General features: G+C 60.9%; 14 protein-coding genes. 5 read left to right on the plus strand and 9 right to left on the minus strand.

The genetic code is table 11. From position 1 onward, the window contains the following. Window position 1: 1 nt before the first annotated feature. On the minus strand, window positions 2–3,898 hold the full coding sequence (gene purL / locus J4E42_RS20625) for a phosphoribosylformylglycinamidine synthase (RefSeq protein ID WP_207286056.1): 3,897 nt from the start codon (window positions 3,896–3,898) through the stop codon (window positions 2–4). 274 nt (window positions 3,899–4,172) lie between these two features. On the opposite strand from purL, the gene mltF reads away from it, so the two are divergent. After that, complete coding sequence (mltF, locus tag J4E42_RS20630) at window positions 4,173–5,633, plus strand: membrane-bound lytic murein transglycosylase MltF (protein WP_032832725.1); 1,461 nt, start codon at window positions 4,173–4,175, stop codon at window positions 5,631–5,633. A 129-nt stretch (window positions 5,634–5,762) separates the two neighbouring features. Here the strand turns inward: mltF and pdxJ are convergent, their stop codons facing one another. The 8 genes from pdxJ to lptF form a co-directional block, all read right to left on the minus strand. Next, window positions 5,763–6,509 (minus strand): pyridoxine 5'-phosphate synthase, encoded by a 747-nt coding sequence (gene pdxJ, locus J4E42_RS20635; protein ID WP_008042485.1) that lies wholly within the window; start codon window positions 6,507–6,509, stop codon window positions 5,763–5,765. An 89-nt stretch (window positions 6,510–6,598) separates the two neighbouring features. Next, the gene (gene recO / locus J4E42_RS20640) at window positions 6,599–7,282 is read right to left on the minus strand and encodes a DNA repair protein RecO (RefSeq protein WP_008026692.1); all 684 of its coding nucleotides are present in this window, start codon (window positions 7,280–7,282) and stop codon (window positions 6,599–6,601) included. Between the two features lie 159 nt (window positions 7,283–7,441). Then, window positions 7,442–8,344, minus strand: coding sequence for a GTPase Era (gene era, locus J4E42_RS20645; protein WP_008026691.1), 903 nt, complete (start codon window positions 8,342–8,344; stop codon window positions 7,442–7,444). After that, entirely contained in the window at window positions 8,337–9,026 is a 690-nt protein-coding gene (gene rnc, locus J4E42_RS20650) for a ribonuclease III (RefSeq protein ID WP_032828632.1), read from the minus strand. Before rnc ends, era begins: the two co-directional genes overlap by 8 nt. Before the next feature lie 184 nt (window positions 9,027–9,210). Then, entirely contained in the window at window positions 9,211–10,065 is an 855-nt protein-coding gene (lepB, locus tag J4E42_RS20655) for a signal peptidase I (RefSeq protein ID WP_008026689.1), read from the minus strand. A 5-nt stretch (window positions 10,066–10,070) separates the two neighbouring features. Continuing rightward, window positions 10,071–11,870, minus strand: a complete 1,800-nt coding sequence (gene lepA, locus J4E42_RS20660; protein ID WP_008026688.1) for a translation elongation factor 4 — start codon at window positions 11,868–11,870, stop codon at window positions 10,071–10,073. A 251-nt stretch (window positions 11,871–12,121) separates the two neighbouring features. Further along, window positions 12,122–13,183: an LPS export ABC transporter permease LptG gene (lptG, locus tag J4E42_RS20665; protein ID WP_008042483.1), complete on the minus strand. Its 1,062-nt coding sequence runs from the start codon at window positions 13,181–13,183 to the stop codon at window positions 12,122–12,124. Further along, window positions 13,176–14,294 (minus strand): LPS export ABC transporter permease LptF, encoded by a 1,119-nt coding sequence (lptF, locus tag J4E42_RS20670; protein WP_008042482.1) that lies wholly within the window; start codon window positions 14,292–14,294, stop codon window positions 13,176–13,178. Before lptF ends, lptG begins: the two co-directional genes overlap by 8 nt. Window positions 14,295–14,605: 311 nt before the next feature. Here lptF and J4E42_RS20675 point away from each other — a divergent pair, with 311 nt between their 5' ends. From J4E42_RS20675 to J4E42_RS20690, 4 genes are all read left to right on the plus strand, one after another. After that, window positions 14,606–16,096, plus strand: a complete 1,491-nt coding sequence (locus J4E42_RS20675) for a leucyl aminopeptidase (protein ID WP_207286057.1) — start codon at window positions 14,606–14,608, stop codon at window positions 16,094–16,096. 60 nt (window positions 16,097–16,156) lie between these two features. Then, window positions 16,157–16,585 carry a DNA polymerase III subunit chi gene (locus J4E42_RS20680; RefSeq protein ID WP_008026678.1) on the plus strand — a complete coding sequence of 143 codons (429 nt, stop codon included), beginning with the start codon at window positions 16,157–16,159 and terminating at the stop codon, window positions 16,583–16,585. Window positions 16,586–16,593: 8 nt separating this feature from the next. After that, entirely contained in the window at window positions 16,594–16,980 is a 387-nt protein-coding gene (locus tag J4E42_RS20685) for a hypothetical protein (RefSeq protein WP_008026675.1), read from the plus strand. Between the two features lie 223 nt (window positions 16,981–17,203). Next, window positions 17,204–20,050, plus strand: a complete 2,847-nt coding sequence (locus J4E42_RS20690; RefSeq protein WP_008042478.1) for a valine--tRNA ligase — start codon at window positions 17,204–17,206, stop codon at window positions 20,048–20,050. The last annotated feature ends 13 nt before the right edge of the window (window positions 20,051–20,063 follow it).

Consider the following 20,063-nt stretch of genomic DNA (forward strand, 5'->3'; position numbering starts at 1 on the left):
CTTAGTTCACCCACACGCGAGCGTTACGGAACATGCGCATCCATGGCGCGTCTTCGTTCCAGTCTTCCGAACGCCACGAGTTCTGCACGGCGCGGAACACACGTTCCGGGTGCGGCATCATGATCGTCACGCGACCGTCGCGGCTGGTCAAACCGGTGATCCCGCGCGGCGAGCCGTTCGGGTTGGCCGGGTACTTCTCGGTGACCTTGCCATGGTTGTCGACGAAACGCATCGCCACGCAACCCGACAGATCGGCTTCCAGCAACGCTTCTTCACTGGAGAACTCGGCATGACCTTCACCGTGTGCGATGGCGATCGGCATGCGCGAACCGGCCATGCCTTGCAGGAAGATCGAGTTCGACTCCTGGACCTGAACCATCGCCACACGGGCTTCGAACTGCTCGGAACGGTTACGCACGAAGTGCGGCCAGAACTCGCTGCCCGGAATCAGCTCGTGCAGGTTGGACATCATCTGGCAACCGTTGCACACGCCAAGGGTGAAGCTGTCGCTACGTTCGAAGAAACCCTGGAACGCATCACGGGCGCGGCTGTTGAACAGCGCAGACTTGGCCCAGCCTTCACCGGCGCCCAGTACGTCGCCGTAGGAGAAGCCGCCGCAAGCGACCATGCCCTTGAAGTCGTTCAGGTCGACACGGCCGGCCAGAATGTCGCTCATGTGCACGTCGATCGCGTTGAAACCGGCGCGGTCAAACGCGGCCGCCATTTCCACCTGACCGTTGACGCCCTGCTCACGCAGCACGGCAACCTGTGGGCGGATGTTTTTCTTGATGTAAGGCGCGGCGACGTCCTGGTTGACGTCGTAGCTCAGCTTGACGCTCAGGCCCGGGTTGTCTTCTTCCAGCAGCACGTCGAACTCTTGCTCGGCGCAGTCGGCGTTATCACGCAGACGCTGGATCTGGTAGCTGGTTTCAGCCCATGTACGCTGCAGCAGACGACGCTGACCTTCGAACACGGTTTCGCCGTTGAAGGTGATGCTGATCTCGCCGTTGTTCATCGGCTGACCGATCACCGACACGCACTCGCCCAGACCGGCAGCGCTGAACTGCGCGAGGATGTCCGGAGTCGCGTCCTGGCGAACCTGGATCACGGCGCCCAGTTCTTCGTTGAACAGGATCGCGGCGATGTCGGCGGAGGTTTCCGCCAGACCGTCGAGGTTCAGGCTCAGGCCGCAGTGACCGGCGAAGGCCATTTCCACGGCGCTGGTCAGCAGACCACCGTCGGAACGGTCGTGGTAGGCCAGCAGGTGACCGTCGGCGTTCAGGCCCTGGATCACCGCGAAGAAGGCTTTCAGGTCTTCGGCATCATCGACGTCCGGCGCTTGCGAGCCGAGCTTGCCGTGAACCTGGGCCAGGATCGAGGCGCCCATGCGGTTCTGGCCACGGCCCAGATCGATCAGGATCAGGTCGGTGGTGCCCTTGTCCATGCGCAGTTCCGGGGTCAGGGTCTGACGGATGTCAGCCACTGGCGCGAAACCGGTCACGATCAGGGACATTGGCGAGGTGACGGTCTTGTCTTCGCCGTTGTCGCTCCAGCGCGTGGCCATGGACATGGAGTCCTTGCCCACCGGAATGGTGATGCCCAGCTCAGGGCACAGTTCCATGCCGACCGCTTTCACGGTGTCGTACAGACGCGCGTCTTCACCCGGGTGACCGGCAGCGGACATCCAGTTCGCCGACAGCTTGATGTCGGAGATCTTGTTGATGCGCGAAGCGGCGATGTTGGTCAGGGTTTCGCCGATGGCCATGCGGCCCGACGCCGGAGCGTCCAGCAGAGCCAGCGGAGTGCGCTCGCCCATGGCCATGGCTTCACCGGTGTAGACGTCGAAGCTGGTGGCGGTGACGGCAACGTCGGCCACCGGAACCTGCCACGGGCCGACCATTTGGTCACGGGCCACGAGGCCGGTGATGGTGCGGTCGCCGATGGTGATCAGGAAGCTTTTGCTCGCCACGGCCGGGTGGTGCAGAACGCGCTCGACGCAGTCTGCAATCTCCAGCGTCGACGGATCGAAATCGTCGCCCAGCTCGTTTTCACGAACGGCCGAACGGTGCATGCGCGGGGCTTTGCCCAGCAGCACTTCCAGTGGCATGTCCACCGGGCTGTTGCCGAAGTGGCTGTCGGTGACGGTCAGTTGCGGCTCGGCAGTGGCTTCGCCGACCACGGCGAACGGGCAACGCTCGCGCTCGCAGATCGCCTGGAAGCGTTCGAAGTCAGCCGGGCCGACGGCCAGAACGTAGCGTTCCTGGGATTCGTTACTCCAGATTTCGTGCGGGGCCATGCCCGGCTCGTCGTTTGGAATGTTGCGCAGTTCGAAGCGGCCACCACGGTTGCCGTCGTTGACCAGTTCCGGGAAGGCGTTGGACAGACCGCCCGCACCCACGTCGTGGATGAAGCTGATCGGGTTCTTGTCACCCAGTTGCCAGCAACGGTCGATGACTTCCTGGCAGCGGCGTTCCATCTCAGGGTTTTCGCGCTGAACCGAAGCGAAGTCCAGGTCAGCCGAGCTGGTGCCGGTGGCCATGGAGGAAGCAGCGCCGCCGCCCAGACCGATCAACATCGCCGGGCCGCCGAGCACGATCAGCTTGGAGCCGACGGTGATCTCGCCTTTCTGTACGTGTTCGGCACGGATGTTACCCATGCCGCCGGCCAGCATGATCGGCTTGTGGTAACCGCGAACTTCGTCGCCACGCGGGGTGGTGATCGATTGTTCGAAGGTACGGAAGTAACCGGTCAGGGCCGGACGACCAAATTCGTTGTTGAACGCGGCGCCACCCAGTGGGCCTTCGATCATGATGTCCAGCGCGGTGACGATGCGCTCAGGCTTGCCGTACGGCACTTCCCACGGCTGTTCGAAGCCAGGGATCTGCAGGTTCGACACGGTGAAACCGGTCAGGCCGGCCTTTGGCTTGGCGCCACGACCGGTAGCGCCTTCGTCGCGGATCTCGCCACCGGAACCGGTGGACGCACCCGGGAACGGGGCAATCGCGGTCGGGTGGTTGTGCGTTTCGACTTTCATCAAAATGTGCACCGGTTCCTGCACCGCGCCGTACTGGCGGGTTTCAGGGTCCGGGAAGAAACGGCCGGCGACATTACCGACGATCACCGAAGCGTTGTCCTTATAAGCGGACAGAACGCCTTCGCTGTGCATCTGGTAAGTGTTCTTGATCATGCCGAACAGGCTTTTTTCCTGGCTCTGACCGTCGATGTCCCAACTGGCGTTGAAGATCTTGTGACGGCAGTGCTCGGAGTTCGCCTGGGCGAACATCATCAGTTCGATGTCGTGCGGGTTGCGCTTCAAGCCGAGGAAGGCGTTGACCAGGTAGTCGATCTCGTCTTCGGCCAGGGCCAGGCCCAGCTCGGTGTTGGCTTTTTCCAGCGCGGCGCGGCCGCCACCCAACACGTCGATCGCGGTCAGCGGCTTCGGTTCGGCGTGGCTGAACAGGCCGGCGGCCTGTTCAAGGTTGGCGAGGACGATCTGGGTCATGCGGTCATGCAGCACATCGGAGATCAGCTGCGCTTCGGCGTCGCTGAACTGGCCGGCGACGTAGAACGCGATACCGCGCTCCAGGCGCTGGATCTTGCTCAGGCCGCAATTGCGAGCGATGTCGCTGGCCTTGCTGGACCACGGCGAGATGGTGCCGAAACGCGGCAACACCAGGAACAGGCGACCGGTCGGTTCTTGAACCGGTACGCTTGGACCGTACTTCAGAAGGCGCGCGAGCACCTGCTGTTCGTCGCCGGTCAGGACGCCGGTAACTTCGGCGAAGTGAGCGAATTCAGCATACAAGCCGCTGACAGCCGAAACCTTGTGGCTCAGTTGCTCAAGGAGTTTGCTGTGGCGAAAGGCAGAAAGGGCAGGAGCGCCGCGCAGGATCAACATCTTCGGGACAGCCTCGGGAAGGGGTGTGCTTTGAGGCCGTGCATTCTAGCCTAAACCGCCCGCGACATCACCCGAAACGGTACGGGCGGCGTCACCCGGACGTCGGGCCGGGTATCCGGGGCTGAAACAACGGCCGGCCAGGTGTTATTTTTTGTGTCACAAAAAGCCATTCGAGCCCATTCCTGCGGGCTCCAGAGCGGTTTTTCGCTCTCTAGCAGACAAGGCCTTCGCTGTCGAGATATGGCGCTCGTGGTCCTTTGCGTATACTGCGCAGATGTTTTCCCCAACGGCTTTGCGTCCGCGGTACGCCAAATGGCTGATCGCAACCGGACTCTTCCTGATGCTCAGTGGCTGTGTTGATAAACCCAACACGCTGGAGCGCGTAAAGGAGGATGGCGTGCTGCGGGTGGTTACCCGAAACAGCCCCGCTACCTACTTCCAGGATCGCAACGGTGAAACCGGCTTCGAATACGAGCTGGTGAAGCGCTTCGCCGACGATCTGGGGGTCGAACTCAAAATCGAAACCGCCGACAACCTTGACGACCTGTACAGCCAGGTGGGCAAGCCCAACGGTCCGGTGATCGCTGCGGCCGGCCTGGTCAGCAGCGAAGCGCGCAAACAGCAGGTGCGGTTTTCCCACTCTTATCTGGAAGTCACCCCGCAGATCATCTATCGCAACGGCCAGTCGCGGCCGACCGATGCAAAGGATCTGGTGGGCAAGAAGATCATGGTGCTCAAGGGCAGCACCCACGCCGGGCAACTGGCGGAGTTGAAACAGAAGTTTCCCGGCATTGAATACGAAGAGTCCGACGCGGTTGAAGTCGTCGACCTGCTGCGCATGGTCGACGAAGGCCAGATTGACCTGACCCTGGTCGACTCCAACGAAGTGGCGATGAACCAGGTCTACTTCACCAATATCCGGGTCGCCTTCGACCTTGGTGACGCCAGCGACCAGAGCTGGGCCGTGGCCGCCGGCGACGACAACAGCCTGCTCAACGAGATCAACGCCTACCTCGACAAGGTGAAGAAGAACGGCACGCTGCAACGCCTGAAGGACCGCTATTACGGGCACGTCGACGTACTCGGCTACATGGGAGCCACCACCTTCGCCCAGCATTTGCAGCAACGACTGCCCAAGTACGAGCAACACTTCAAGACCTACGCCAAGAAAGAGAAGGTCGACTGGCGCCTGCTGGCGGCGGTCGGTTACCAGGAATCCCTGTGGCAAGCGGCCGTCACGTCGAAGACCGGCGTGCGCGGCCTGATGATGCTGACCCAGAACACCGCGCAAGCCATGGGCGTGTCCAATCGCCTCGATCCGAAGCAAAGCATCATGGGCGGCGCCAAGTACCTGGCCTACATGAAGGAACAGCTGGATGAGTCGATCCAGGAACCGGACCGTACCTGGTTTGCGCTGGCGGCCTACAACGTCGGCAGCGGTCACCTGGATGACGCGCGCAAACTGGCGGCCAAGGAAGGGCTGAACCCGGACAAGTGGCTGGACGTGAAGAAAATCCTGCCGCGCCTGTCCGAGAAAAAGTGGTACAGCAAAACCCGTTACGGCTACGCCCGCGGCGGCGAGCCGGTGCATTTCGTGGCGAACATCCGTCGCTACTACGACATCCTGACCTGGGTGACGCAGCCTCAGCTGGAAGGCAATCAGGTGGCCGAAGGCAATCTGCATGTGCCGGGGGTCGACAAGTCCAAGCCGAGCCAGGAAACCCCGCAGCTTTAGATTTGTGTTGCTTTTGAGGACGCCTTCGCGGGCAAGCCTCGCTCCTACAGGTCCGTGTTGTGCCGCAATTTTGCGTATGGCACCGCCCCTGTAGGAGCGAGGCTTGCCCGCGAAGGCAGCACCTCCGTCTTAGCCCTTCAACGCTGCGGCCAGGATCAACGCCTTCATTTCAGACACCGCCGACTTGAACCCGACAAACAACGCATGCGCCACCAGCGCATGGCCGATGTTCAGTTCGTTGATGCCCTTGATCGCCGCGACCGCTTCGACGTTGTGATAGTGCAAACCGTGACCGGCGTTGACGATCAAACCCTGCGCCAGACCAAATGCCACGCCATCGGCCACGCGCTTGAGCTCTTCAGCCACGTCGGTTGGTGTCTCGGCATCGGCATAACGACCGGTGTGCAATTCAATCGCCGGAGCACCGACACGACGGGACGCTTCGATCTGCCGCTCGTCCGCATCGATGAACAGCGACACTTCGCAACCGATCTTCGCCAGGCGATCCACTGCTGCCTTGATCCGCGCTTCCTGCCCCGCTACGTCCAGACCGCCTTCGGTGGTCAGTTCCTGGCGGGTTTCCGGCACCAGGCAAATGTGCGCCGGGCGGATGCGCTCGGCGAACACCATCATTTCTTCGGTGACGCCCATTTCGAAGTTCATGCGGGTTTGCAGCACATCCTTGAGCACCAGCACGTCACGTTCCTGAATGTGCCGACGGTCTTCGCGAAGGTGCACGGTGATGCCGTCAGCGCCCGCCTCTTCGGCGTCCAGTGCGGCCTTGACCGGATCGGGATAGCGAGTGCCCCGGGCCTGGCGCAGGGTGGCAACGTGGTCGATGTTCACGCCAAGAAGAATGCGATTGCTGGTGGTCACGGAAGCGCTCCTGAATTTAAAGATTCGGCGCACAGCATACACGGGGCAACAAGGTCTGTTGATCCTTGGTGGGAGCGAAGATCAAGACCCTACGGCTTTCGAAACAACTCTCGGGAAACCAGGGGACGACCGCCCAGGTGAACGGCCAATGCCTGGCGCATCAAACGCTTGGCGGCGGACAACGCGCCGGGGGCCGACCAGTCGGCGTCGGCCATGGCCAGCAGTTCGGTGCCGTTGAACAGACCGGGTTGCAGCAGGTAGACCCGCTCCAGGCCGGCATCCACCTGTAGACGATACAGACCATCCGGCGCGACGGGTTCGCCGTGGATGTCGGTGTTCAGCGCGAAGCCGTAACCGAGATCGTCGAGCAAGCGCCATTCGAAGGAACGCAGCAGCGGCTCCAGCGGGCGGCCTTCGGCCAGCGCAAGCAAAGTCGCGGCGTAGTGATCGAAGACAGCGGGATGGGGATCTTCTGATGGCAACAGGCGAATCAGTAGCTCATTGAGGTAAAGCCCGCTGAACAGCGCCTCACCGATGAGCCATGTCGACGTACCGGCACTTTCCATGCGCCCGACATTCTTCAACTCGCCACGCCCCCGGAACTCGACTTCCAGCGGCACGAACGGCCGCGCCAACGTCCCGGCCTTGCCCCGCGCACTGCGCAACACCGCCCGCAGCCGACCTTGCGGCGTGAGGAAATCCACCAGTGCGCTGTTTTCGCGGTAGGCGCGGGAGTGGAGGACGTAGGCGGGTTGGCCGATGGGCTGGGACATGGTGCTCTCAATGACGGATCGCGATTTTACTAACACCCCAAAACCACTGTGGGAGCGAGCCTGCTCGCGATGAGGGACTGACATACAACAAAATTGTTGACTGACAGACCGCTATCGCGAGCAGGCTCGCTCCCACAGTTTTATCACCTGGGCTCAGGTTTACAGGTCGCCGTAACCCAGCGAACGCAATGCGCGCTCATCGTCGGACCAGCCGCCTTTCACTTTGACCCAAAGGTTGAGCATGATCTTGGAGTCGAACAGCAGCTCCATGTCCTTGCGCGCCTCGGTGCCGATGCGCTTGATGCGCTCGCCCTTGTCGCCAATGATGATTTTCTTCTGGCCGTCACGTTCGACGAGGATCAACGCATGAATGTGCAGGGTTTTCCCCTGCTGCTTGAACTCTTCGATTTCCACGGTGATCTGGTATGGCAGCTCGGCGCCCAGCTGACGCATGATTTTCTCACGCACCAGTTCAGCGGCGAGGAAGCGGCTGCTGCGGTCGGTGATCTGGTCTTCCGGGAAGAAGTGATCGTTTTCCGGCAGGTGCTCGGCGATCACTCGCTCCAGCGTGTCGAGGTTATGCCCGTGCTGGGCCGAGATCGGCATGATCTGCGCGTTCGGCAGCTGTTCCTGCAACCAGGTCAGGTGCGGCATCAGCTCGGCTTTGTCTTCGATGCGGTCGGTCTTGTTCAACGCCACGATCAGCGGGCCGGTCACGTACTGGACGCGCTCGAGCACCATCTGGTCTTCGTCGGTCCACTTGGTGCGATCCACCACGAAGATCACCACGTCGACGTCTTTCAACGCCGCCGAAGCGGTCTTGTTCATGTAGCGGTTCAAGGCCTTTTCGCCGCCCTTGTGCATGCCCGGGGTGTCGACGTAGATCGCCTGGACGGCGCCTTCGGTCTTGATGCCCAGCATGTTGTGGCGGGTGGTCTGAGGCTTGCGCGAAGTGATCGCCAGCTTCTGGCCGAGGATGTGGTTCAGCAGCGTGGACTTGCCCACGTTGGGACGGCCGACGATGGCAACATAGCCACAGCGTGTTGCGGTTGAATCAGTCATTGCCATTCTCCACACCCAGGGCTATCAGTGCTGCGGCGGCCGCTACCTGTTCGGCAATACGACGACTCACACCCTGACCTCGGCTTTTTTCATTCAGTAAGGTGATTTCGCATTCGACGAAGAACGTCCGGCAATGCGGCTCACCCTGGATATCCACCACTTCGTAACGCGGCAGCTCACAACCACGGGACTGCAGGAATTCCTGCAGGCGGGTTTTTGGATCTTTGTTGGTGTCGACCAGTGTCAGGCCTTCGAACTCGCCGGCCAGCCAGGCCAGCACGCGCTCGCGCGCCACGTCCATGCCGGCGTCCAAGTAGATCGCACCGATCAGCGCTTCCAGGGCATCGGCCAGAATCGACTCGCGACGGAAACCGCCGCTTTTCAACTCGCCGGAACCCAGACGCAAGTAATCGCCCAGATCGAAACCGCGGGCCAGTACAGCCAGAGTCTCACCTTTCACCAGACGTGCGCGCAAACGCGACAACTGGCCTTCGCGGGCCAGCGGGAAGCGATCGAACAGCGCCTCGCCAGCGACGAAGTTGAGGATGGCATCACCGAGGAATTCCAGGCGTTCGTTGTTGCGCCCGGCAAAGCTGCGGTGAGTCAGGGCCAGGACCATCAGTTCCTGATCCTTGAAGGTGTAGCCGAGCTGACGCTCTAGACGGCTTAAGGAGACGCTCACGGTTTACCCACGCTGAGTTCGTGGCTGGATTCCACCGCCATCGCCGTGGTGCGGCGCAGGCTTGGGACAATTAACGCTGTGTTCAAAAATTACGTCCTGAATATCATTGTTTTCATGCGTCTGGCGCCGATTGTGGCAGTTCCAGAAATGCATTCGGCGCTGTGTTCAACAGCGCCGTGTGTGATTACTTGATCAGGCCAACCCGCGAGAAATTCGGCAGGTGACTGAGTTTGGGTTCCGGCCAGCTCATCCAGACTGCGAAGGCCTTGCCGACGATATTCTTGTCGGGAACCATGCCCAGCAGATCCTTGGGAATAGTCGGATCATCCCAGTAACGACTGTCGTTCGAGTTGTCGCGGTTGTCGCCCATCATGAAGTAGTGCCCGGCAGGCACGGTCCACGTATGGTCAGGCGATGCGCGATAACGGCTCATTTCCTTGCGGATAAGGTGCTCGGCGGCGCCGAGTTTTTCCTTGTAGAGCTCGGCGCTGCCCAGCGTGCCCGGCTCGGAGCCGACCAGTTGCTCGGCAATCGACTCGCCGTTGACGAACAGGCGCTTGTCGGCGGTGTAGCGAACCTGGTCACCCGGCAGGCCGACCACACGCTTGATGTAGTTGACGTTCGGATCACTCGGGTAACGGAACACCATCACATCGCCGCGCTGCGGATCACCGACATCGATGACTTTCTTGTCGATCACCGGCAGGCGGATCCCGTAGGAAAACTTGCTCACCAGAATGAAGTCGCCGACATCCAGCGTCGGTTTCATCGAGCCGGAAGGAATCTGGAACGGCTCCACCAGGAACGAACGCAGGACCAGCACGATGAACAACACCGGGAAGAACGACTTGCCGTATTCGACCAGCAGCGGCTCTTTGTTCAGCTTCTCGACCACCACCACATCCGGCTGGCTGACGCTGCCCTGATAGGAGGCGATGGCGGCACGCCGACGCGGCGCCAGGAAAACCAGATCAAGCAACGCCAACAGGCCGCAGACGAACACGGCGATGACCAGCAACAGCGGGAAATTTAGTGACATAGGACCTAACTATCCAACCTGAGCACTGCAAGGAAGGCTTCTTGTGGAATTTCCACGTTGCCGACTTGCTTCATGCGTTTCTTACCGGCCTTTTGCTTTTCCAGCAGCTTTTTCTTACGGCTGACGTCACCACCGTAGCATTTGGCCAATACGTTCTTTCTGAGTGCCTTGACGGTTGTCCGCGCCACAATCTGACCGCCAATGGCGGCCTGGATTGCCACGTCGAACATCTGCCGTGGAATCAGTTCTTTCATCTTCTCGGTCAACTGGCGACCTTTGTAGTTCGCATTGTCACGGTGCACGATCAGCGCCAGGGCGTCGACTTTGTCACCGTTGATCAACACATCCAGTTTCACCAGATTAGCCGATTGATAACGATCGAAATGGTAATCCAGCGAAGCATAGCCACGGCTGGTGGATTTCAGACGGTCGAAGAAGTCCAGGACCACTTCGTTCATCGGCAAATCGTAGGTCACCTGAACCTGAGTACCGAGGAACAGCATGTCGTGCTGCACGCCACGCTTCTCGATGCACAGGGTAATAACGTTGCCCAGGTGTTCTTGCGGCACAAGAATGTTGGCCCGCACGATCGGCTCGCGCATGTCTTCGATCGTGGACAGGTCCGGAAGCTTCGACGGGTTATCGACGTAGATCGTTTCACCGGTTTTCAGCAACAGCTCGAAAATTACCGTCGGCGCCGTGGTGATCAGGTCCAGGTCGTACTCGCGCTCCAGGCGCTCCTGGATGATTTCCATGTGCAGCATGCCGAGGAACCCGCAACGGAAGCCGAAGCCCAGGGCGTCGGAGCTTTCCGGGGTGTACTGCAGCGACGAGTCGTTGAGCGTGAGCTTTTGCAGGGCTTCACGGAAATCTTCGAAGTCGTCGGAGCTGACCGGGAACAGACCGGCGTACACCTGCGGTTGAATGCGTTTGAAACCTGGCAGCACGTCAACGTCGGGGGTGGAGCTCAAGGTCAGGGTGTCGCCCACTGGCGCACCGTGAATGTCCTTGATGCTCGCGATAATGAAGCCCACTTCACCGGCCTTCAGGTCGGCAGTAGGGGTGTGTTTCGGGTTGAATACACCGACGCTGTCCACCAGGTGGATCTTGCCGGTGGACTTGACCAGGATCTTGTCGCCCTTCTTCACACGACCGTGGCGCACGCGCACCAGGGACACAACGCCCAGGTAGTTGTCGAACCAGGAGTCGATGATCAACGCTTGCAGCGGATCATCGTAGTTGCCGGTCGGCGCCGGAATGGTGGTGACCAGGCGCTCCAGCACTTCATCGACGCCCAGACCGGTCTTGGCACTGCAAGTGACCGCGTCGGTGGCATCGATGCCGATGATTTTTTCGATTTCTTCCTTGACGCGGTCCGGATCGGCCTGTGGCAGGTCGATCTTGTTCAGGACCGGCATGACTTCCAGGCCCTGCTCGATCGCCGTGTAGCAGTTGGCAACCGACTGCGCTTCCACGCCCTGACCGGCATCGACCACCAGCAAGGCACCTTCACAGGCCGCCAGCGACCGGCTGACTTCGTAGGTGAAGTCAACGTGGCCCGGGGTGTCAATGAAGTTCAGCTGGTACTTGATGCCATCGCGAGCGGTGTAATAGAGGGTGACGCTATGGGCCTTGATGGTGATCCCGCGTTCACGTTCCAGGTCCATGGAGTCCAGCACCTGGGCTTCCATTTCGCGCTCGGCAAGGCCGCCGCACATCTGGATGAAGCGATCGGCCAGCGTCGACTTGCCATGGTCAATGTGGGCGATGATGGAGAAATTGCGGATATGACTCAAATCACTCACGGATCAACACTCAAAAAGGCTGCAGGCATGGCCCGCCGAAAAATAGCCGGGAATTGTACCTGATCCACGGCGCAAGCGTCACGTTCGCAGGTCAGACGGCACCTACAAAAAACGCCCCGGTCTTGCGACAGGGGCGTTTTTGAAGGCTTTTGTAGGAACCGGCTTGCTGGCGATACGGGCGTCGCGGTAGGTCTGGATGACCGCGGTGATGCGCTATCGCCAGCAAGCCGGCTCCTACAGGTTCGTGTGTTTCAACCGGCTCGGCGCAGGAGGTAGACACCTGCCAGGGCACACACACCCGCCGGCACCAGCACCGCAAACAGCGGCGAGAACCCGAACACCAGGCTCGAAGGCCCCAGCAGGTCCTGGACGATGCGGAAGGTGAAGCCCACCAGCACGCCGGTGAATACCCGCTGACCGAGGGTAACCGAGCGCAGCGGACCGAAGATGAAGGAGATCGCCATCAGTACCAGGGCGGCAGTGACCAGAGGCTGCAACACCTTGACCCAAAATGCCAGCCAGTAACGGCCATTGTTCAACCCCTGATCCGCCAGGTAGTGGATGTAACTCCACAGGCCGGTGATCGACAGCGAATCCGGCGACATCACCACGGTGCTCAGCAGTTGCGGGCTCAGCGCCACGTTCCAGCGCTCGACCGGGGCCGTGACCACTTCGGTGCTCTTGTCATGGAACAGCGTGGTCGTGACATCGCTCAACTGCCAGTGATCCTGGTCGAATTTCGCGCGTTTGGCGAAGCTCGAGGACAGCATGTGCCGCTGATCGTCGAAGCGATAGCGGGTCACGCCGTACAGCACGCCGTTGGGTTGTACCGAGTTGACGTGGATGAACTCCTCGCCCTGACGGTGCCACAGGCCATGCTTGGCGCTTTGCGCATCACCACTGCCTTGAGCCAGCGAGCGGTTGGCCTGCGCGGTGCTTTCGGTCGCCGGCGCGATGTACTCGCCAATCAACACGCCCACCACCATCAGGATCAGCATCGGCTTCATGACGGCCCAGACGATCCGGCCGATCGACACGCCCGCAGCGCGCATGATGGTCAGCTCGCTGTGGCTGGCCAGACTGCCGAGGCCGATCAGGCAGCCGATCAGTGCTGCCATCGGCAACATGTCGTAAAGACGGCGCGGCGCGGTCAGCAGGACGTAACTCAAGACATCGACCAGGGTGTAGGTATCGCTGACTTCACCCATCTCGTCGATGAAAGCGAACAGCGTGGCCAGGCCGAGAATAATCCCCAGTACCGCCAGGATCGCGATAAAGACGCTGCTACCGATGTAGCGATCGAGCTTAACCACGGGCCACCTCCAGCGCGCTGCGGCGACTCGCCCGCTTCAACTGCCAGGGTTCCCAATAGAGCAAGCCAAGGCCGATGGCCAGGAAGATTGCGTGAACCCACCACAAGCCCAGCGCGGGCGGGATCTTGCCCTTTTCGAGGGCGCCGCGAGCGGCAATCAGGATGCTCAGGTAAGCCATATAAAGAAGAATCGCCGGCAGCAGCTTGAGGAAACGGCCCTGGCGCGGATTGACCCGCGACAGCGGCACCGCCATCAGGGTCACGATGAAGACCAGCAAGGGCAAGGACAGGCGCCATTGCAACTCGGTGCGCGAACGCAGGTCATCACTGCCGAGCAACGAACTGGTGGGCATTGCATCACGGTCGGTGACTTCGTCGCTGACGTCCGGTTTAGGCAGCAACACGCCGTACTCTTCGTACTTGATCGCACGATAGTCGGCCTGCCCCGGGTTACCGTCGTAGCGATAACCGTTGTCGAGAATCAGGTAGCGGTTGCCGTCGGGGCGGATTTCCTGACGGCCCTTCTCGGCCACCAGCACGGAAATCCCGCGATCCTTCTTGTCCGACGAGACGTTCTTTTGCGAAATGAACACGCCGCCGAGGTGGATGCGGTCATCCGACAGGGTTTCGGTGTAGGTCACCCGGGTGCCGTCACGCAGGGCCTGGAAGCGGCCCGGCTCGAGGGTATCGAACTCGGTCAGCGCATCTTGTTTGTTCAGCAGCAACTGAAACTGATTGGCCCCTTGTGGCGCCAGGCTCAGGCTCAACCATGCCACCACCAGTGCCACCAGGGTGGCCGGAAACAGGGTCATGGTGAACAGGCGCTGCTGGCTCATGCCCGTGGCGGAGAGCACGGTCATTTCACTTTCAAGGTACAGGCGACCGTAGGCCAGCAGGATCCCGAGGAACAGGCCCAGCGGCAGGATCAGTTGCAGAAAGCCTGGCAGGCGAAAGCCCATGATCAGGAACAGCGAGCCCGGATCCAGAAGGCCAGCCGCCGCCTGGGCGAGGTATTTGATGAAGCGTCCGCTCATGATGATGACCAGCAGCACGGCACTGACGGCGCTCAAGGTCAACAGGACTTCGCGGGATAGGTAACGGAAGACGATCAAACCAGACACTCCAGGGTTGTCAGGCTAAGGCGGCCAAACAAGCAAACGTATCAGGCAGCCCGCAAGACAGAGCTGCCGAAAAAAGTTGGCGCATTATCCTGTGATTGGACGCGCCTGTCACTGCGCATGGTTACGCAGGCGGCCAAAGCGCAGAAGATCGTACAACCGAGGGTTGTCAGGCGCCGGTAGCGAGGTTCAAACTGCGGCCTTTGTCGCAAGCCGTGACTTGCGTCTTTCACTCTATAAATAAGCAGGCTCGAACGTCTGTCGTCGAGCACTTGCGTGTTGACCCATCATTCAGGGACCCGGACATGGAACTGGTTGTAAAAAGCGTTAACCCAGAAACGTTGAAAACCGCCACCCTGGTAGTCGCCGTCGGCGAAGGCCGCAAGCTCGGCGCCGTTGCCAAACAACTCGACGAACTGAGCGGTGGCGCCATCAGCGCAGTGCTCAAGCGCGGCGACCTGGCCGGCAAGGTTGGCCAGAGCCTGTTGCTGCACAGCCTGCCGAACCTGAAAGCCGAGCGCGTGTTGCTGGTCGGCGTGGGCAAGGACGAAGAACTGGGTGACCGCCCGTTCCGTAAAATCATCGCCGGCATCCTCAACACCCTGAAAGGCCTGGGCGGCAGCGATGCTGTGCTGGCGCTGGACGAAGTGATCGTCAAGGGTCGCGACAGCTATGGCAAAACCCGCCTGCTGGCCGAAACCCTGGTGGACGGCGAATACACCTTCGATCAGTTCAAGAGCCAGAAAGCCGAACCTCGCGCCCTGAAGAAAGTCACCCTGGTGACCATCAAGGCGGCCCAGGCTGAAGTCGAGCGCGCCGTGGCCCACGCCACCGCGATCGCCAACGGCATGGCGTTCACCCGCAACCTGGGCAACCTGCCGCCGAACATCTGCCACCCGACGTTCCTCGGCGAGCAAGCGAAAAACCTCGGTAAAGAATTCAAAAGCCTGAAAGTCGAAGTCCTTGATGAGAAGAAAATCAAGGAACTGGGTATGGGCTCGTTCTACGCCGTCGGCCAGGGCAGCGCCCAGCCACCGCGCCTGATCGTCATGCAATACAACGGCGGCAAGAAATCCGAGAAGCCGTACGCCCTGGTCGGCAAAGGCATCACCTTCGACACCGGCGGCATCAGCCTGAAGCCGGGCGCCGGCATGGATGAAATGAAGTACGACATGGGCGGCGCCGCCAGCGTCTTCGGCACCCTGCGCGCCGTGCTCGAACTGAAGCTGCCGATCAATCTGGTGTGCATCCTCGCCTGCGCCGAGAACATGCCGAGCGGCAACGCTTCGCGTCCGGGCGACATCGTCACCACCATGAGCGGCCAGACCGTGGAAATCCTCAACACCGACGCCGAAGGCCGTCTGGTGCTGTGCGATGCCCTGACCTACTCCGAGCGCTTCAAGCCACAAGCCGTGATCGACATCGCAACCCTGACCGGCGCTTGCGTCGTTGCATTGGGTGCGCACACCTCCGGCCTGCTGGGCAACAACGACGAACTGATCGGCCAACTGCTGAGCGCCGGCCAATCGGCTGACGACCGCGCCTGGCAACTGCCGTTGTTCGACGAGTATCAAGAGCAGCTGGACAGCCCGTTCGCCGACATCGCCAACATTGGCGGCCCGAAAGCCGGCACCATCACCGCTGCCTGCTTCCTGTCGCGCTTCACCAAGAACCTGAACTGGGCGCACCTGGACATCGCCGGCACCGCCTGGACCAGCGGCGGCAAGGACAAGGGCGCCACTGGCCGTCCGGTTCCATTGCTGACCCAGTACCTGCTGGACCGCGCCAAAGCCTGAAACCGATGACCTCGGGCGGCGTTGCTTTCGGGCGACGTCGCCTGGGGCTCAGGAACCGCAATGACCAAAGTCGACTTTTATATCCTGCCCAGCGCCGACCCTTCGGCACGGCTGGATTTCGCCTGCAAGCTCACCGATAAAGCCTGGCGCATGGGCCATCGCATCTACCTGCATTGCAGCGATGCCGCCCAGCGTGACGATCTCGATGCGCGCCTGTGGGCCTTCAAGGGCGAAAGCTTCGTGCCCCACGGCCCCGCCGAAAGCGAGCCGGACGGTTTGATTGTGCTGGGTCTTGGCGATGACTGCGGTCAACATCAGGATTTGCTGGTCAACCTCGACCTGAAAGTCCCGGCCTTTGCCAACAAATTCGCCCGGGTGGCGGAAGTGGTGGTGGAGGATCCGGCGATACGCACGGCTGCGCGGGAGAGTTTCCGTTTCTACCGCGAACAGGGCTATCCTCTGCAAGATCACCGTTTACAGCGACTCTGAGCATTCCGATGGACACTCCAAAACCGCTGCAAAAGTCCGCGCACCTGCTGGACGACCTTGAGTCGATCCGCCAATTGCTCGGCGATGACAACCTGCAACCACCGCTGCTGACCGACACTGTCGACGATGGAGAGCAGGAACAGATTCCGATGTTGTTCGACACGGTCAGCGCCAGTCAGCCCACCGTCGCACCGACGCCAGTCGCCGCTGCCGCGCAACCGGCACCCGCTGCCAAAGGTCCAGACGACCTGCTGCACCTGGACAGCGAACTGCGCGCCGCCGCGCAACTGATCATGCAAGACGTGATCGACGACTTCGCCCCGCACATCGAAACCGAAATCAAACGCCGCCTCAGCGCGCGCCTTGAGCGGTTGCTAAGCCAGTACAACGACTGAACCCAACACAAATCCCCTGTGGGAGCGGGCTTGCTCGCGAAGGCGTCGTATCAGTCAGCACAAATGTTGAATGTCAGACCGCTTTCGCGAGCAAGCCCGCTCCCACATTGGTTTCGTGCCGTTTTTGATACTGCGCCCTGTCCGCCCCCGCTCGCCCTGCGCCCCATGCCCCGCTATACTCGTCGGCTTTTCCTGAATTAATGCCAATAGGGTCCCGCCGCGCATGGATAAGACCTACCAGCCGCACGCCATTGAAACTTCCTGGTACAACACCTGGGAGTCTGAGAATTACTTCGCCCCGCAAGGCGCGGGCGAGTCCTACACCATCATGATCCCGCCGCCGAACGTCACCGGCAGCCTGCACATGGGTCACGGCTTCAACAACGCGATCATGGACGCCCTGATCCGTTTCCGCCGCATGCAGGGTCGCAACACCCTGTGGCAGCCGGGCACCGACCACGCCGGTATCGCCACGCAAATGCTGGTGGAACGCCAACTCGAAGCCCAGGGCCAGAATCGCCACGACCTGGGCCGTGAAAAATTCCTCGAGAAAGTCTGGGAATGGAAGGATCAGTCCGGCGGCAACATCAGCCGTCAGATCCGCCGTCTCGGCTCGTCCGTGGACTGGGGCCGCGAGCGCTTCACCATGGACGACGGTCTCTCGGAAGCGGTGAAAGAAGCGTTCGTGCGCCTGCACGAAGACGGCCTGATCTATCGCGGCAAGCGTCTGGTCAACTGGGACACCAAGTTGCACACGGCGATTTCCGACCTCGAAGTGGAAAACCACGACGAGAAAGGTTTCCTGTGGAACCTGAAATACCCGCTGGCCGACGGCGCCAAGACCGCTGAAGGCAATGATTACCTGATCGTCGCGACCACTCGCCCGGAAACCATGCTCGGCGACGCCGCCGTCGCGGTTAACCCGAACGATGAACGCTACAAAGCCCTGATCGGCAAATTTGTCGAGCTGCCGCTGGTTGGCCGCCGCATCCCGATCATCGCCGACGATTACTGCGACCCTGAATTCGGCACCGGTTGCGTGAAAATCACCCCGGCCCACGATTTCAACGACTACGAAGTCGGCAAGCGCCACAACCTGCCGCTGCTGAACATCTTCGACAAGAACGCCGCCGTACTGCCGGCCTGCCAGGTGTTCAACCTCGACGGCACGCTGAACGAAAGCATCGACGGCAAGATCCCGGCTGAATACGTCGGCCTCGACCGCTTTGAAGCGCGCAAACAAATCGTTGCTGCGTTCGACGCCGCCGACCTGTTGGTCAGCGTCAACGATCACGCACTGAAAGTGCCGAAAGGCGACCGTTCCGGCACCATCATCGAGCCGTGGCTGACCGACCAGTGGTACGTGTCCACCAAACCTTTGGCTGAACCGGCGATTGCCGCTGTTGAAGACGGCCGTATCCAGTTCGTGCCTAAACAGTACGAAAACATGTACTTCTCGTGGATGCGCGACATCCAGGATTGGTGCATCAGCCGTCAACTGTGGTGGGGCCACCGGATTCCGGCCTGGTACGACGAGTCGGGCAAAGTCTACGTCGGTCGCGACGAAGCCGAAGTGCGTGCCAAGCACAACCTCGGTCCGGACGTTGCACTGCAACAGGACAACGACGTTCTCGACACCTGGTTCAGTTCGGGCCTGTGGACATTCTCGACGCTCGGCTGGCCTGAGCAGACCGAATTCCTGAAGAAATTCCACTCCACCGACGTGTTGGTGACTGGCTTCGACATCATTTTCTTCTGGGTTGCCCGGATGATCATGCTCACCATGCACCTGGTGAAAAACGAAGACGGCACGCCGCAGGTTCCGTTCAAGACCGTTTACGTTCACGGTCTGGTGCGAGACGGCCAGGGCCAGAAAATGTCCAAGTCCAAGGGCAACGTCCTGGACCCGCTGGACATCATCGACGGTATCGAGCTGGAAGACCTGGTGCAGAAACGCACCTCCGGCATGATGCAGCCGAAACTGGCGAAGAAGATCGAGAAGCAGACCCGCGATGAGTTCGCCGACGGCATCGCCAGCTACGGCACCGACGCCCTGCGCTTCACCTTCTGCTCGCTGGCGTCCACCGGTCGCGACATCAAGTTCGACATGGGCCGCGTCGAAGGCTATCGCAACTTCTGCAACAAGATCTGGAACGCCGCGCGCTACGTGCTGGACAAGGGCGAAGACTGCGGCCAGAACGGCGAAGCCTACGAACTGTCGCTGGCGGATCGCTGGATCATCTCGCAGCTGCAACGCACCGAAGCCGAAGTGACCCGTCAACTCGACCAGTTCCGCTTCGACCTCGCGGCACAAGCCTTGTACGAGTTCATCTGGAACCAGTATTGCGACTGGTACCTGGAACTGTCCAAGCCTGTGCTGTGGGACGAAAACGCACCGGTCGAGCGCCAGCGCGGCACCCGTCGCACGCTGGTGCGCGTACTGGAAGTCGCGTTGCGCCTGGCGCACCCGTTCATGCCGTTCATCACCGAAGAAATCTGGCAGCGCATCGCGCCGCTGGCCGGTATCGAAGGCAAGACGATCATGCTGCAACCTTGGCCAGTGGCCAATGAAGAGCGCATCGATCCGGCGGCCGAGAACGACATCGAGTGGCTCAAGGAACTGATGCTCGGCACGCGCAATATCCGTGGCGAGATGAACATCGGCCCGGGCAAGCCGCTGAACATTTTCCTGAAAAACGTCAGCGCCGAAGATCAGCGTCGTCTCACCGAGAACGAAGCCCTGTTGAAGAAACTGGCGCGTCTCGAATCGATCACCGTGTTGGCTGCCGGCGAAGAAGCACCGCTGTCCGCCACCGCGCTGGTGGGTGAGATGGAAGTGCTGGTGCCGATGGCCGGCCTGATCGACAAGGACGCCGAACTGGCCCGTCTGGACAAGGAAATCCTGCGTCTGCAGGGCGAAGTCCAGCGCGTGGGCGGCAAGCTGTCCAACGCAGGTTTCGTCGACAAGGCTCCGGCCGAAGTCATCGAGAAGGAACGCGCCAAGCTGGCTGAAGCCGAACAGGCTTTGGGCAAACTGGCCGAGCAGCATGCGCGGATTGCCAGCCTGTAACGGCAGATCGCAA

The organism is Pseudomonas sp. FW300-N2A2, from assembly GCF_017351735.1.
Taxonomy (GTDB): Bacteria; Pseudomonadota; Gammaproteobacteria; order Pseudomonadales; family Pseudomonadaceae; genus Aquipseudomonas; species Aquipseudomonas migulae.